Below are 13,649 nucleotides of genomic sequence, written 5' to 3'. Positions count from 1 at the left end.
GGAAGCGGAGCGACGGTGGAATGGACGCCACGAATATGGCACCACAACGGCCAGAGGACGCTGTTTTCCAAATCTTTGCAACAAGGTCATTGGGATGGGGGAGCGCACCCCCGAGGGAGAGGGATCGGGATGCGCCTTGCATGAAGCCCCCGATCCCGTGACAGTACGCCGCGTGCCGCCGTCCCCCGTGCCCCGTCAACGGGCCGGCCGGCATGCTGTCCCGACCGTTCCCCCTGTGAGATCGTCAAGCCATGACCGCCCCCGAAGATGCGCCCGACGCCCCCCGACGCCTGCCGCGCCTGGACTGGCCCCGCCTGGCCCTGTGGCTGGGGGCCTTCGCGCTGCTGGGGCCGGCCCTGTGGAACGGTTTCCCCGTCGTGTTCTTCGATACGGGCGGCTATATCAAGCGCGTGCTTGACTGGGACCTGGAACCGGGCCGGTCCTTCTTCTATGGCCTGTTCCTCTTCGCCACCTCCGCCGGATGGTTCAGCTTCTGGGGGCCGGTGCTGGCCCAGGCGGCGGCGACGCTGTGGCTGATCCATCTGACCCTGCGCAGCCATGCCATCGGCTGCCGCGACTGGCCGGCCGCCCAGGTCACGGGGGTCGCCGCCATCGGCCTGTCCGCGCTGACGGGCATTTCCTGGTATGTGGCGCAACTGATGCCCGACATCCTGCTGGGCCTGCTGGTGCTAGCCCTCTGGCTGCTGGCCTTCCGGTGGGAAACGCTGAACCCCGGTGAAAGGCTGGGCGTGGCTGCCATCGGCCTGCTGGCATTGCTGTCCCATATGTCGGGCATGGGGTTGGCCGTCGGGCTGGTCGCCGTCATCGCCGTGGCCAGGGTGCTGGACCGCCGGTGCGGCTGGGCATTGTCGCCCCGGCTGGGCCCCGCCGCCGGCCTTGTGGCGATGGCCCTGCTGCTGATGCCCACGCTGCATATGGCGCTGATCGGCAAGCAGGGCTACACGCCCGGCGGCCCCGCCTTCGTGTTCGGCCGGCTGGTGCAGGACGGGCTGGCCCAGCGCTATCTGGAGCGCCATTGCCCGGACGCAACCATCCGGCTGTGTGATCACCGCGACCGGATGCCGTCGACGGCCAACGATTTCCTGTGGCATGCGGACAGCCCCTTCCGCGTCATCGGCTGGTGGGGCGGGGCCGACGCGGAACTGTCCCGCCTCGTCGCCGGCATCATCCGGGAAGAACCCCTGGCCTTCCTGGCCACCGGGCTGCGGGCCGCGGCGCGCCAGCTTGTCACCGTCAGGACCGGGGACGGGCTGGATGAATGGCATGAGGTCACGCGCTGGGTCTTTGCCGCCTTCATGCCGCGGCAGCAGGAACTGTCCTTCACCACGGCCCGCCAGCAGCGCGGCGAGGTGACGCGCGGCCTTTTCGATACGCTGAACGCCGTACATGTGCCCGTGGCGCACCTGTCGGGCCTGGGGCTGCTGCTGGCGGCCGCCTGGGGCCTGCGCCGGGGCGGGCGGGCCGACCTGGGGGCGCTTGCCCTGTTCACGGCCCTGGCCCTGCTGGGCAACGCCTTCATCAACGGCGCCCTTTCCAACCCGCATGACCGCTATCAGGGCCGAGTCGTATGGCTGGCCACACTGGCGACCGGAATGGCGATGGCCGCCTGGCTGGATATGCGGCGGCGGGGACAGGTCCGGCCGGCCCCCAACAGCCCCCCGGCATGAAAAAACCCCATCCCCGGCGATCGGCCTGGAATGGGGCGGGAAATCCGCTTCCCCCTGACGGTGCTGGCACCGTCAGGGGGAAGCGCCGGTTCTTCAGGGGGCCGGTGCGGCGGCCGGCATGGGCGAGCCGTCGATATTGAAGGTCTGGACCTTCGCGGTCTTCTGCAGGCCTTCGACCAGTTCCTCGGCGATTTCCTGCGCGACCATGCCACGAAGCTGCGGGGCCGCCTGCTCATAGGTCGGCGGGGTCTGCTTGCGCTTGTCCTCGACCTTGATGACATGGAAGCCGAAATCGGTCTGGACCGGGGTCTGGCTGATATCGCCGGCCTTCATCGCGAAGGCGGCGTCGGCAAACGGCTTGACCATCCGGTCATGCACGAAATAGCCCAGGTCGCCACCGGAATCCTTGGTGCCGTCGGTGCCCTTCTCGGCCGCCAGCTTGGCAAAGTCGGCGCCGCCGCGAAGCTGCTTGATCAGCGCTTCCGCCTCGGCCTTGGTCTTGACCAGGATGTGACGGGCCCGCACCTCATCCTGCGGCGGATTCTCCTTCGTCCACTTGTCGAAGGCGGCGCGCAGCCGTTCCGGCGTCAGCTTCTTGTCGATCTCGGCCTTCAGCCAGGCCTGCTGCACGAACTGCTCCTCGGCCATCTTCATGCGGCGCTTGACGTCCGCGCTGTCCTGCAATTTGGCCTTGTAGCCCGCTTCGGTCAGCAGCTGACCCTGGACCAGCTGCTCGACAAGCTGCGGGTAGATGAGCTGCAAGGGCATCTGCTGGACCTGCGGGTCGAGTTGCTGGAGCAGGGCCAGCACGTCGGAACGCTTGAATTCCTTGGCATTGACGCGGGCGACGACGGGGTCGTCACCCAGATTGGCGCCAGCCGCCGGCCGGGCAGCATCCTGCGCCATGGCAGGGGCAAGGGCGGCGGTGGCGACCGACCCGAGGGCGGCGACAACCAGGGCGGCACGCATGGTCTTGAAAGACATCAGCAGGGGTTCCCTCGAAACAGTACGGTCGGCACTAAGGGGGGTATCAGATCCTCATCCCCGGCCGCCCCGGCATAAAGCATGACAGCCCACGAACAGGCAAGGGGGGACGGTTGATACGGGTAAGAGCAACCCAAATCACCCCTAAATGGCGGTTTCATGGCGGCCAAACGCCTTCGGGATACCGATGCCGCATTGACCGGCGGGATGGCAGGTCTTATCTGTGACGGGCGCTGAAATAGGTAACTCCGTTTCGGCCAGAAGCCTTCCCGGCGGCCAGCCCGGCCGTGACCGGGATTTCGTTGTGTCCGGTGTCCTTCGCGCCTGTTCCTTTGGTGGAGTGCTTTCATGTTCGGTGCCATCGCCCGCAAGCTGTTCGGCAGCGCCAATGAGCGGGTGGTCAAGGGCCTGCGCAAGCAGGTGGAGGCCATCAACGCGCTGGAGCCGAAGCTGGCCGGCCTGTCCGATGCCGAATTGCAGATGCGCACGGACTGGTTGCGCGACCGGCTGGAAAAGGGCGAGACGCTGAACGACATCCTGCCCGACGCCTTCGCGACGGTGCGCGAGGCGTCCAAGCGGGTCATGGGCATGCGCCATTTCGATGTGCAGCTCATCGGCGGCATGGTGCTGCATGCCGGCAAGATCGCGGAAATGCGCACGGGCGAGGGCAAGACGCTGGTCGCCACGCTGTCTGTCTACCTGAACGCCCTGCAGGGCAAGGGCGTGCATGTCGTCACCGTCAACGATTACCTGGCCAGCCGCGATGCCAGCCATATGGGCAGGCTCTATGGCTTCCTGGGCCTGACCACGGGCGTCATCGTCCATGGGCTGGATGACAATGAACGCCGCGCGGCCTATGCCAGCGACATCACCTATGGCACCAACAACGAATTCGGGTTCGACTATCTTCGCGACAATATGAAGTACCGCCTGACCGACATGGTCCAGCGGCCCTTCAACTATGCCATCGTCGACGAGGTCGACAGCATCCTGGTCGATGAGGCGCGGACCCCGCTGATCATCTCCGGCCCCTCCACCGACAGTTCCGAACTCTATATCGCCATCAACAAGGTGATGGCCCTGCTGGACGAGGCCGACTACGAGAAGGACGAGAAGGCCAAGGCCGTCTCCATGACCGAGGGCGGCACCGAGAAGGTGGCCCAGATCCTGAAGGACATGGAGTTGCTGAAGACCGGCGACCTTTACGACATCCACAATATCTCGCTGGTCCATCACGTGAACCAGGCGCTGAAGGCGCACAAGCTGTTCACCCGCGACGTGGATTACATCGTCAAGGACGACAAGGTCGTCATCATCGATGAGTTCACGGGCCGCATGATGGAGGGCCGCCGCTATTCGGAGGGCCTGCACCAGGCCCTGGAAGCGAAGGAAGGCGTCACGATCCAGCGGGAGAACCAGACGCTGGCCAGCATCACCTTCCAGAATTACTTCCGCATCTATCCCAAGCTGTCGGGCATGACCGGCACAGCCATGACCGAAGCGTCCGAATTCGCGGAAATCTACGGCCTGGAAGTGGTGGACATCCCCACCAACCTGCCCGTGGCCCGCAAGGACCAGGATGACGAGGTCTATCGCACCGCGCTAGAAAAGTACGAGGCCATCGTCAAGCTGGTCGAGGAATGCCGCGCGCGCCAGCAGCCCATGCTGGTCGGTACCGTCTCGATCGAGAAATCGGAGACGCTGTCGGCCCTGATGAAGAAGAAGGGCATCCCGCACAATGTGCTGAACGCCCGCTATCACGAGCAGGAAGCCTATATCGTTTCGCAGGCGGGCCGGCCCGGCGCCATCACCATCGCCACCAACATGGCCGGCCGCGGCACCGACATCCAGTTGGGCGGCAACCTGGACATGCGCATCGAGCATGAGCTGGCCGACATCCCCGAGGGGGAGGAGCGCGACCGCCGCATCCAGACCATCAAGGACGAGGTGGCCGCCGCCCGCGACGTGGTGCTGAAGGCCGGCGGCCTTTATGTCGTCGGCACGGAACGGCATGAAAGCCGCCGAATCGACAACCAGTTGCGCGGCCGGTCGGGCCGTCAGGGCGATCCGGGCGCCTCGAAGTTCTTCCTGTCGCTGGAAGACGACCTGATGCGCATCTTCGGCACCCAGCGGCTGGACACGATGCTGCAGAAGCTGGGCCTGGAACAGGGGGAGGCCATCATCCACCCCTGGATCAACAAGGCCCTGGCCAAGGCGCAGCAGCGCGTCGAAGCCCACAATTTCGAGATCCGCAAGAACCTGCTGAAGTATGACAATGTCATGAATGACCAGCGCAAGGTCATTTATGAGCAGCGCCGCGAGATCATGGAGGCCGAGGACGTCCAGGAAATGGTGACGTCCATGCGCCATGAGGTGATCGCCAACATGGTGCGCCGGGCCATCCCGGAAAACGCCTATGCCGAGCAGTGGAACATGAACCTGCTGCACGAGGAATGCCTGCGCCTGCTGGGGGCCGACCTGCCCGTGCGCGAATGGGCGCAGGAGGAAGGCATCGCGGACGAGGAGATCACCGAGCGGCTGATCAAGTTCTCCGACGACAAGATGGCGGAAAAGGAAGCCTCCTACGGACCCGAACTGCTGCGCAATATCGAGAAGAGCCTGCTGCTTCAGATCCTGGACCAGGTCTGGAAGGACCATCTGCTGTCGCTCGACCATCTGCGCCAGGGCATCAACCTGCGCGCCTATGCCCAGCGCGACCCGCTGAACGAGTACAAGCGCGAGGCATTCGAACTCTTCTCCGGCCTGCTGGACAATCTGCGCGAGCAGGTGACCCAGATGCTGATGCTGATCCAGGTGCGCGTGGCGGAACCCGACCTCACCCCGCCGCCTGTGGTGGGGCAGGAAACCCGCCTGGACCCGGCCCTGGCCGGCGGCGGAATGCCCCCCGCCGACGCCCCCCTGCCGGAGGGGATGGTACGGCGGAGTGCCACCGTGCCGTCGTTCGGCGCCACGGGCCTGCCCGTCGCGCAGGAAAGCGATCTGAAGGAACGCGAATCCTGGATCAATACGCCTCGCAACGCCCCCTGCCCCTGTGGAAGCGGCAAGAAGTTCAAGCACTGCCACGGTGCGGCCGGCTGACCGGCCGTCATCCCGGCGGATCGGGAAGGGGTGCGGCAGGCAGCCGTCCCCTTTTTTCTTGGTCACCGGCGGCGGGTCGCCCCGTCCCGCCGCCGTGTCCGCGCCGCCTTCCTTGCCCCTCTATCCGGACCCGGCAGCCATGCTATGGTTCGGTCCCCACAATAATTCCCCCGAAGGGGGACATGCAGCCGGACATCCCCAATGGAAGCCTGGTCGGAATATTCCCGCTTCTTCATCGCCCTGTTCGCCATCCTGACGCCCTTCGCGGCCATCCCCATCTTCCTGGGGCTGACGGAAGGCCGCGCCCCGCATGAGCGCAACGGCATTGCGCGGTCGGCCGTGCTGACGGTGGCGGCCGTGCTGATCAGTTCGGTCTTTCTGGGCGATGCCGTGCTGAAGGTGCTGGGCACCAGCCTTGCCAGTTTCCGGGTGAGCGGCGGCATCGTGCTGTTCCTGATCGCGCTGTCGCTGCTGAACGCGACGGTCAGCGCCGTGAAGCAGACGCCGCAGGAAGCCGACGAGGCCGGGCAGCGCACCGCCATCGGCGTGGTCCCGCTGGGCCTGCCGCTTCTGGCCGGTCCCGGCTCCATCTCTGCCGTCATCATCGAGGTGCAGCGCGGCCATGGCTGGGAGCATTATGCCGTTCTGGTCGGCTGTATCGTTCTGGTCTGCACCGGGCTTTACATCACCTTGCGCCTGGCCGTGCCCATCGGGGCCAAGCTGGGCCAGACGGGCCTGAACATCATGAACCGCCTGACCGGCCTGCTGCTGGCCGCGGTCGCAGTGGAGATCATGGCCAACGGGCTGCGCGCGCTGTTCCCCGGCTGGATGACCTGACCGCGGGACAAGGACTGAATGGCATGCCACCGGCGACGGGCCGCCACGCGCGGCCCCGTGACAAGCATGCCTGTTGCGCTCTGCCCCATTCGGCCTAGGATGGCGGCAGATTGATCCTGGGAAGGTCCCCGACATGAAATCCGCCCGTACCACCGTCGCCCTGCTGGCCCTTCTGGGCCTTGCCGGCTGCATGGCCGCCCCTGCCCAGCGGGAAGCGCGCGTCGGTGTCGATCCGCGCCGCGCCTGCATTGCGCAATGCAACCGCGACAACAATATCTGCATGGACCAGCAGTCGACCCGCGGCGGCAACACCTCCCAGGTCGGGAACACCGACCATGGCATGGGCGCCACCTGCAAGGCCGAACTGCAAAGCTGCCTTGCCCGCTGCTGATCCGGCGGGCGAACCCTGTTCGCGGAATGGAAGAATGAAAGCCATTGTTGCCAAGAAACTGGCGGCCCTGACGCTGGCCGCCCTGGTCATGGCCCCGCTGCCCGCACCGGCCCAGGAACGGGCCGTGCCGGCCGGCCGGGCCGACATCACCCTGTCCTTCGCGCCGCTGGTCAAACAGGCCGGTCCCGCCGTGGTGAACATCTACACCAAGCGGCGGGTGCAGCAGCGCATCTCCCCCCTGTTGCAGGACCCGCTGTTCCAGCGGTTCTTCGGCGACGCCCTGTCGGGCATCCCGCGTGAACGGGTGGAAAGCAGTCTGGGATCGGGCGTGATCCTGGGAACCGACGGGCTGATCGTCACCAACGCCCATGTCATCAAGGACAGCGACGAGATCACGGTCGTCCTGGCCGACCGCCGTGAATTCCCGGCCAAGCTGGTGACGACGGACGAACAGGTCGACCTGGCCGTGCTGCGCATCGATCCCGGCCGGGAAAAGCTGCCGGTGCTGGACATGCGCGACAGCGACAATCTGGAGGTCGGCGACCTGGTGCTGGCCATTGGCAATCCGTTCGGCGTGGGCCAGACGGTGACCAGCGGCATCGTGTCGGCCGTGGCGCGCACGGCGGTCGGCATCTCCGACTATAATTTCTTCATCCAGACCGATGCGGCCATCAATCCCGGCAATTCCGGCGGTGCGCTGATCGGCATGGACGGGCGGCTGGTCGGGATCAACACGGCCATTTTCAGCCGGTCCGGCGGGTCGATCGGCATCGGCTTCGCCATCCCGGCCAACATGGTCCGCACCGTAGTGGAAGCCGTGCGCAATGGCGGCAAGCTGGTGCGCCCCTGGATCGGTGCCGGCGGACAGGCCGTGACCAGCGATATCGCCGCCTCGCTGGGCCTGGCCCGGCCGGCAGGCGTGCTGATCAACCAGATCCGCCGGGGCGGGCCGGCCGAACAGGCGGGCCTGCGCGTCGGCGATGTGGTGGTTTCCGTCAATGGCAAGCCCGTGGACGATCCGGACAGCATGCGCTACCGCGTCGCCACGCTGGCCGTGGGCGGCACGACCACCATCACCGTGCTGCGCCAGGGCCGGGAACAGACCCTGTCCCTGCGCCTGATCGGCCCGCCGGAAGACCCGCCCCGCGACGAGACATTGCTGGCCGGCCGCACCCCCCTGTCGGGCGCCAAGGTCGCCAATCTCAGCCCTGCCCTGGTGGAGGAACTGCGGTTCGATGGGGCCGGGGAGGGCGTGATCGTGCTGGAGGTGGGCCGCGGCACGCCGGCCGCCTCGCTGGGCCTGCGGCCGGGCGACGTCTTGCTGCGGGTGAACGACCGTGACATCCGGCTGGTCAAGGACCTGGACGCGGCGCTGGGCACCCAGGCCCGCCGCTGGACCATCGCGGTGCGCCGCGGCGACCAGACGCTGACCACGACGGTCGGCGGCTGACCGTCAGGCCCTGTCACCTACGCGGAGCCATCCGGCCAGCAGCCGCACCCACAGCGCGCGCAGGCCGGCATGGTCCGCCACGGGACCGGCCGCCAGTTCCTGCATGGCCATGCCGCGCAGCATGTAGATGCTGAGCGTCATCAGGCCCGCGATCTCCGTGCCGGCGCCGGCACCGGGCTTCAGCGCCAGCCCCCAATTGCCGCCGACGGCCGCCAGGAAACCGGCGAAGATCGGCGCCAGCCTCTCGCGCAGTTCCCCATCGGTGCGCGCCGCCAGCGCCACCTCGAACAGCAGGTCGCGATGGCGGCCGGTATAGAAACGGTTCCAGGCGATTTCGATCATCGCCGTCAGCCGCCTTTCCACATCCATGCCGTCCAGCGTGACGGCCGGCGGGGCCAAGGTGCGTGCCGCCTCCACCGCGTCGCGCAGCAGCCCTTCCGCCGCCAGTGCCAGCATTTCGGCCTTGGTCTCGAAATGGTGGGCCCAGGCGCCGCGCGACACGCCCGCCCCGTCCAGGATCACCGACAGCGATGCCCCCGCATGGCCATGCCGGCACAGCGCATCCAGCGTCGCCGCCGCCAGCCGCTGACGCATCCCGTCCCGCCGCTCGGCCTGGCTGCGCCGGGCGGCACCCCCCTTTGCCATCATGCCTCCGGTATCGTCCAACCGTTCGTTCCTTTCACCATTGCCATGGAAGCCCCTGCCATGTAAAAACAAACCGATCGGTCTGTTTTATCAATAACAGGAAGGAACGGCAAGGATGAGCACGCAGAATGTCAGCAGGCTGGCCCGCAGCATGGCCTTCTATTCCGCCTATCACCGGCACCCGCACAACCGGCTGACACATTATTTCGGCGTGCCGGTCATCGTGTTCGCCGTCATGCTGGGCCTGTCCTATGTCACCCTGCCGCTGGGCGGCGCGAACATCAGCCTGGCCCTGCTGCTGATGGCGGTGCTGGCCGCTTATTATGTCTATCTGGACCCGATGATCGGCGGCACGCTGACGGCCATCGCCATTCCGGTGCTGATGCTGGCCGACCATCTGACGACGCAGCCCCCGGTTCTGGCGGCCACGGTGGGCATCGTGGCCTTTGTCGGTGGCTGGGCCGTGCAGTTGCTGGGACACAAGTTCGAAGGCAACAGGCCGGCATTGACCGCCAACCTGCTCCAGATTTTCGTGGCCCCCCTGTTCCTGGTGGCGGAGGCCTATTTCGCGCTGGGCCTGCGCAAGGATGTGGAGGCGGAGGTTGAACGGCTGGTCGCCGACGGCGTCGGCGGCCCCGGCGCGCTGGGGCTGAAAATGCAGCAGGGCTGAACCGGTCATGGTCGGCGGACGCCGCATCCTGATCGCCGGGGCCGGCAGCGTCGGCACCTATGCCGGCGGCTGTCTGGCCCATGCGGGCCGGCCGATCACCTTGCTGGGCCGGCCCTCCCTGATGGACAGGATCACCGCCGGGGGTCTGCATGTCAGCGACCTGGAAGGCCGGCACCATCACATTGCCGCCGGCCCCGGCCTGCGGCCGGAAACCGATCCGGCCGCCGCCATGCGGGACGCGGGTCTGATCCTGGTGACGGTGAAATGCGCCGACACGGCTGCCATGGGGCGGCTGATCGCCGATCATGCCCCGTCGGATACGACCGTGATCAGCCTTCAGAACGGCGTGGGCAATGCCGCCCTGCTGGCCGAACCTCTGGGCCATGACCGCGTCGTGGCCGGCATGGTGCCCTTCAATATCGTGCAGCTTGCCGATGGCCGTTTCCATCGCGGCACGGATGGCGCCGTCATGGTCGCCGCGGGGCATGCGGGATTGCGTGCGGAACTGGACGTGCCGGGCCTGCCCGTGGTCGAAAGCGCGGACATGGACAGCGTGCTGTGGGGCAAGCTGCTGATCAATCTGAACAATGCGCTGAATGCCCTGTCGGGCCTGCCGCTGGCCGAACAGCTCGGGCTGCGCCCCTGGCGCCTGCTTCTGGCCGAACAGCAGCGGGAGGCGCTGCGCGCACTGGCCGCGGCCGGCATCCGCCCGGCCCGGCTGGGTCCGCTGCGGCCGGGACTGCTGCCCCATGTGCTGCGCCTGCCGGACCCGCTGTTCCGGCTGCTGGCCCGGCGGATGCTGTCCATCGATCCGCTGGCCCGCTCCTCCATGTGGGAGGATCTGGAACGCCGTCGCCCGACGGAGATCGACCGCCTGCAGGGCGCCATTGTGGCGCTTGCCGGCCGCCACAGCCTGTCCGCCCCGGTCAACGCGCGTGTCCGCGACCTTGTCCGGCAGGCGGAAGCGGCGGGAACCGGCTCGCCCGGGCTGCCGCCCGATGCCGTGGGGGCACAGGGCGGCGGGGCATAGGGATTCCCCTACCCGGCCTGCCGCCGGATACGGGACCGATGATCAGGCCGTGCCCTGGGCCTCGCCCATCTGGGCCTGCTGGGCAAGCACCTGACGACGGTACAGGTCGACGAAATCAAGCGGCTGCAGCAGCAGCGGCGGGAAGCCGCCCTGGCTGGTGATCTCCGCGATGATCTGGCGGGCGAAGGGAAACAGCAGGCGCGGCCCCTCGATCAGCAGCACGGCGCGCTGCTGTTCCGGCGGCAACGGCGGCAGGGTGAAGACACCGGCATAGACCAGTTCGGCGATGAAAGCCGTGGCCTCGCCGATCGTGGCCTCGGCGCGCAGGCGCATCTGCACTTCCGCCACGTTGTCGGCCAGCCCCTGGGCCTGCAGGTCGACCTGCAGGTCGATCTTCGGCTGTTCCGAGGCGCCGGTCAGGATACGCGGCGCATTCGGGTTCTCGAAGGACATGTCCTTCACATACTGCATATTGACGACGAGCGGCATCACAGGGCGCGCGTTATCGGCTTCGGCGGCTTCGTTGCCGTTATCGACGGTCTCGTCGGTCATGGGGAACTCCGGTTTCGGGAACATCAACTCCGGTGCGGGACCTAGCACGGAACGGTGCTTGTCGGCAACGTCCCCCGATGGCCGGCGCCTTCCTGCGACAGCAGGTCGTCCAGTGCCAGGCGCCGGCGGCACCGGTCGACCGTCGCCGGCAGGTCGAAGACCCCGTCGGTCACCTGCCGGCTTGCCAGCCAGGCCGCCGACCAGCGTTCGAACCGGGCCGGCGGCATGGGCCGGGCGATGGCGAATCCCTGTATGTGCCAGCACCCCATGGCAGCCAGAGCTACTCCCTGTTCGACACATTCCACGCCCTCGGCCACCACCATGCGGTCGAAGGCATCGGCCATGCCGACAATGGCGCGCACCAGCTTTTCATCCCGCTCATTCTCCATCATGCCCTGGACGAAGCTGCGGTCGATCTTCAGGATTTCGGCCGGCAGGGTCTTCAGATAGGTCAGCGAGGAATAGCCCGTGCCGAAATCGTCGATGGCGAAGCGCAGCCCGGCCTGCTGGCTGCGCTCCATGGCTGCGGCCACGCGGGCTGTATCCTCCAGCGCACTGGTTTCCACCAATTCCAGTTCGATCATCTCGGGCGTCACCAACGGGTGCGCCCGCAACCGGGACAGGAGATCGTCCAGGAAGCCCCCGGCCAGGAAATGCCGGGGGGCCACGTTGATGCTGACCGGTGTCGGCATGCCCTGTCGGCTCCAGGCGGCGACCTGATCCAGCGCGCTGTCGATCACCCAGGCCCCCAGCCTTTCAATCAGCGGATGGTCCTGGATCAGGGGCAGGAAGTCACCCGGCCCGACCAGCCCGCGCTGCGGGTCCTGCCAGCGGATCAGTGCCTCCGCACCGGCGACGGAACCATCGCGCAGGCAGATGCGCGGCTGGTAGTACAGCACGAATTCCCCATTCCCGAACGCCCGCTCGATGCTGTTCAGCCGGGCATGCAGATGGCGGTTCCGGTGCTGACGGCCGACATCGAAGAAATGGATGCGGTTGCGGCCCGATTGCTTGACGTCATACATGGCCTGATCGGCATGCCGCAGAAGCTGATCCACGTCGGACGAGTCTGTGGGATAGACCGTGACGCCGATGCTGGCGGAAACCTGAAGACTGGCCGAACCCAGCATGATGGGCCGGCGGCAGGTCTCCAGCACGCGGTCCAGAATCGCGGTATAGCTTTCCTGATCGTCGATGCCACCCAGCACCAGCACGAACTCGTCGCCACCGATGCGGGCCAATGTATCGGTGGCCCGCATGGTGCCCTGGATGCGACGTGACACGGTGTTCAGCGCCTCGTCCCCCACGGCATGGCCGTGGCTGTCGTTGATCTCCTTGAATCCGTCCAGGTCCAGATAGGCGACCACCACTTCCTGGCCCGTCCGCCGCGCATGAAGAACGGCCTGCCGCAACCGGTCGGACAGCAGCAGCCGGTTGGGCAGGTTGGTCAGCGGATCGTAATGGGCCAGCCGCTGCACCCGCTCCTGCTGCAGGCGCAGCGGCGTGACATCCGCGAAGATGGCGATATATCTGGCAACCCTGTCCTTGCCGTCGCGGATCCGGCTGACCGTCAGCAGGCCGGCCAGGGACTGCCCGTCCTTGCGCCGCGTCCAGACCTCTCCCTTGCAGCAGCCGGTCATGATCAGGTCGTGGAACATGCGGTGATAAAGCTCAGGCCCCTGCCGGCCCGACTGGAACAGAAAAGCCGTGCGACCCAGCACCTCTTCCCGGCTATAGCCGGTGACGGTGGCGAAAGCGCCGTTCACCTCGATGAAGACGCCATCGGCATCGATGATCGCCACCGCTTCCGAACAATGGTCGAAGACACTGGCCGTCAGTTCAAGCCGCTCCTCCACCCGCCTGCGGGCCGTGATGTCGCGGGCGATCATGGACGCACCGATCACCTTGCCCACCCCATCCAGGATAGGAGAAGCGGCAACGGACAGATGCAGCGGGCGGCCATCGCGATGCAACCGGATCGTATCGAACGATCCCACGGGCTGGCCACGGGAGATGCGGTCAAGGATGTCCCGGTCCTGCGCCATTTCCGCCGGAAGCAGTCGGGCCGCCGGTTGGCCCAGCATTTCCGCCGCACCATAGCCGAACAGTTTTTCGGCCGCCCGGTTCCAGCTTGTGATCCGGCCATCGAGATCCTCACCGATGATGGCGTCATCACTGCTTTCGACGATGCTGGCCAGATAGTGCCTTTGGTGATCAGACAGGTGCACGGTGGAAGCATCCTCTTCGAAGTCGGCGGGCGGCTGAAATCGCGAGCCGAAACCGAACCAAGAAACTAGGCCCTA

General features: G+C 66.8%; 11 protein-coding genes. 7 read left to right on the top strand and 4 right to left on the bottom strand.

Annotated elements, in window-relative coordinates:
* Window positions 1-251 precede the first annotated feature (251 nt).
* Window positions 252-1,688 (top strand): hypothetical protein, encoded by a 1,437-nt coding sequence (locus tag ACM9LZ_RS04320; RefSeq protein WP_416618121.1) that lies wholly within the window; start codon window positions 252-254, stop codon window positions 1,686-1,688.
* Window positions 1,689-1,781: 93 nt separating this feature from the next.
* Here the strand turns inward: ACM9LZ_RS04320 and ACM9LZ_RS04315 are convergent, their stop codons facing one another.
* The gene (locus ACM9LZ_RS04315; RefSeq protein ID WP_416618120.1) at window positions 1,782-2,672 is read right to left on the bottom strand and encodes a peptidylprolyl isomerase; all 891 of its coding nucleotides are present in this window, start codon (window positions 2,670-2,672) and stop codon (window positions 1,782-1,784) included.
* Window positions 2,673-3,020: 348 nt separating this feature from the next.
* On the opposite strand from ACM9LZ_RS04315, the gene secA reads away from it, so the two are divergent.
* From secA to ACM9LZ_RS04295, 4 genes are all read left to right on the top strand, one after another.
* Window positions 3,021-5,771: a preprotein translocase subunit SecA gene (secA, locus tag ACM9LZ_RS04310; RefSeq protein ID WP_416618119.1), complete on the top strand. Its 2,751-nt coding sequence runs from the start codon at window positions 3,021-3,023 to the stop codon at window positions 5,769-5,771.
* 201 nt (window positions 5,772-5,972) lie between these two features.
* Window positions 5,973-6,608 carry a MarC family protein gene (locus ACM9LZ_RS04305; RefSeq protein ID WP_416618118.1) on the top strand — a complete coding sequence of 212 codons (636 nt, stop codon included), beginning with the start codon at window positions 5,973-5,975 and terminating at the stop codon, window positions 6,606-6,608.
* Between the two features lie 133 nt (window positions 6,609-6,741).
* On the top strand, window positions 6,742-6,999 hold the full coding sequence (locus ACM9LZ_RS04300) for a hypothetical protein (protein WP_416618117.1): 258 nt from the start codon (window positions 6,742-6,744) through the stop codon (window positions 6,997-6,999).
* 34 nt (window positions 7,000-7,033) lie between these two features.
* Window positions 7,034-8,449 (top strand): DegQ family serine endoprotease, encoded by a 1,416-nt coding sequence (locus ACM9LZ_RS04295; RefSeq protein ID WP_416618116.1) that lies wholly within the window; start codon window positions 7,034-7,036, stop codon window positions 8,447-8,449.
* A 3-nt stretch (window positions 8,450-8,452) separates the two neighbouring features.
* Here ACM9LZ_RS04295 and ACM9LZ_RS04290 read toward each other — a convergent pair whose 3' ends face one another.
* A complete protein-coding gene (locus ACM9LZ_RS04290; RefSeq protein ID WP_416618115.1) occupies window positions 8,453-9,115 on the bottom strand; it encodes a TetR/AcrR family transcriptional regulator in 663 nt (220 codons plus the stop codon).
* 94 nt (window positions 9,116-9,209) lie between these two features.
* Here ACM9LZ_RS04290 and ACM9LZ_RS04285 point away from each other — a divergent pair, with 94 nt between their 5' ends.
* Both ACM9LZ_RS04285 and ACM9LZ_RS04280 read left to right on the top strand, forming a co-directional pair.
* Window positions 9,210-9,764, top strand: a complete 555-nt coding sequence (locus ACM9LZ_RS04285; protein WP_416618114.1) for an Mpo1 family 2-hydroxy fatty acid dioxygenase — start codon at window positions 9,210-9,212, stop codon at window positions 9,762-9,764.
* A gap of 7 nt (window positions 9,765-9,771) precedes the next feature.
* On the top strand, window positions 9,772-10,794 hold the full coding sequence (locus ACM9LZ_RS04280; protein WP_416618113.1) for a 2-dehydropantoate 2-reductase: 1,023 nt from the start codon (window positions 9,772-9,774) through the stop codon (window positions 10,792-10,794).
* 42 nt (window positions 10,795-10,836) lie between these two features.
* On the opposite strand, the gene secB is transcribed toward ACM9LZ_RS04280, so the two are convergent.
* Window positions 10,837-11,346, bottom strand: coding sequence for a protein-export chaperone SecB (secB, locus tag ACM9LZ_RS04275; RefSeq protein ID WP_416618112.1), 510 nt, complete (start codon window positions 11,344-11,346; stop codon window positions 10,837-10,839).
* A 41-nt stretch (window positions 11,347-11,387) separates the two neighbouring features.
* Window positions 11,388-13,574: a putative bifunctional diguanylate cyclase/phosphodiesterase gene (locus ACM9LZ_RS04270; protein ID WP_416618111.1), complete on the bottom strand. Its 2,187-nt coding sequence runs from the start codon at window positions 13,572-13,574 to the stop codon at window positions 11,388-11,390.
* Window positions 13,575-13,649 lie beyond the last annotated feature (75 nt).

Origin of the sequence: Niveispirillum fermenti, from assembly GCF_048066175.1 — a bacterium.
Taxonomy (GTDB): Bacteria; Pseudomonadota; Alphaproteobacteria; order Azospirillales; family Azospirillaceae; genus Niveispirillum; species Niveispirillum fermenti.
Note: the sequence above shows the minus strand (reverse complement) of the source record. Positions and strands in the feature narration are given on the sequence as shown.

Bases quoted from the DNA above. Each gene is read 5' to 3' on its own strand.
- ACM9LZ_RS04285 (WP_416618114.1), top strand. From the start codon at position 9,210: ATGAGCACGCAGAATGTCAGCAGGCTGGCCCGCAGCATGGCCTTCTAT.
- ACM9LZ_RS04320 (WP_416618121.1), top strand. From the start codon at position 252: ATGACCGCCCCCGAAGATGCGCCCGACGCCCCCCGACGCCTGCCGCGC.
- secA (WP_416618119.1), top strand. From the start codon at position 3,021: ATGTTCGGTGCCATCGCCCGCAAGCTGTTCGGCAGCGCCAATGAGCGG.
- ACM9LZ_RS04300 (WP_416618117.1), top strand. From the start codon at position 6,742: ATGAAATCCGCCCGTACCACCGTCGCCCTGCTGGCCCTTCTGGGCCTT.
- ACM9LZ_RS04280 (WP_416618113.1), top strand. From the start codon at position 9,772: ATGGTCGGCGGACGCCGCATCCTGATCGCCGGGGCCGGCAGCGTCGGC.
- secB (WP_416618112.1), bottom strand. From the start codon at position 11,346: ATGACCGACGAGACCGTCGATAACGGCAACGAAGCCGCCGAAGCCGAT.
- ACM9LZ_RS04295 (WP_416618116.1), top strand. From the start codon at position 7,034: ATGAAAGCCATTGTTGCCAAGAAACTGGCGGCCCTGACGCTGGCCGCC.
- ACM9LZ_RS04305 (WP_416618118.1), top strand. From the start codon at position 5,973: ATGGAAGCCTGGTCGGAATATTCCCGCTTCTTCATCGCCCTGTTCGCC.
- ACM9LZ_RS04315 (WP_416618120.1), bottom strand. From the start codon at position 2,672: ATGTCTTTCAAGACCATGCGTGCCGCCCTGGTTGTCGCCGCCCTCGGG.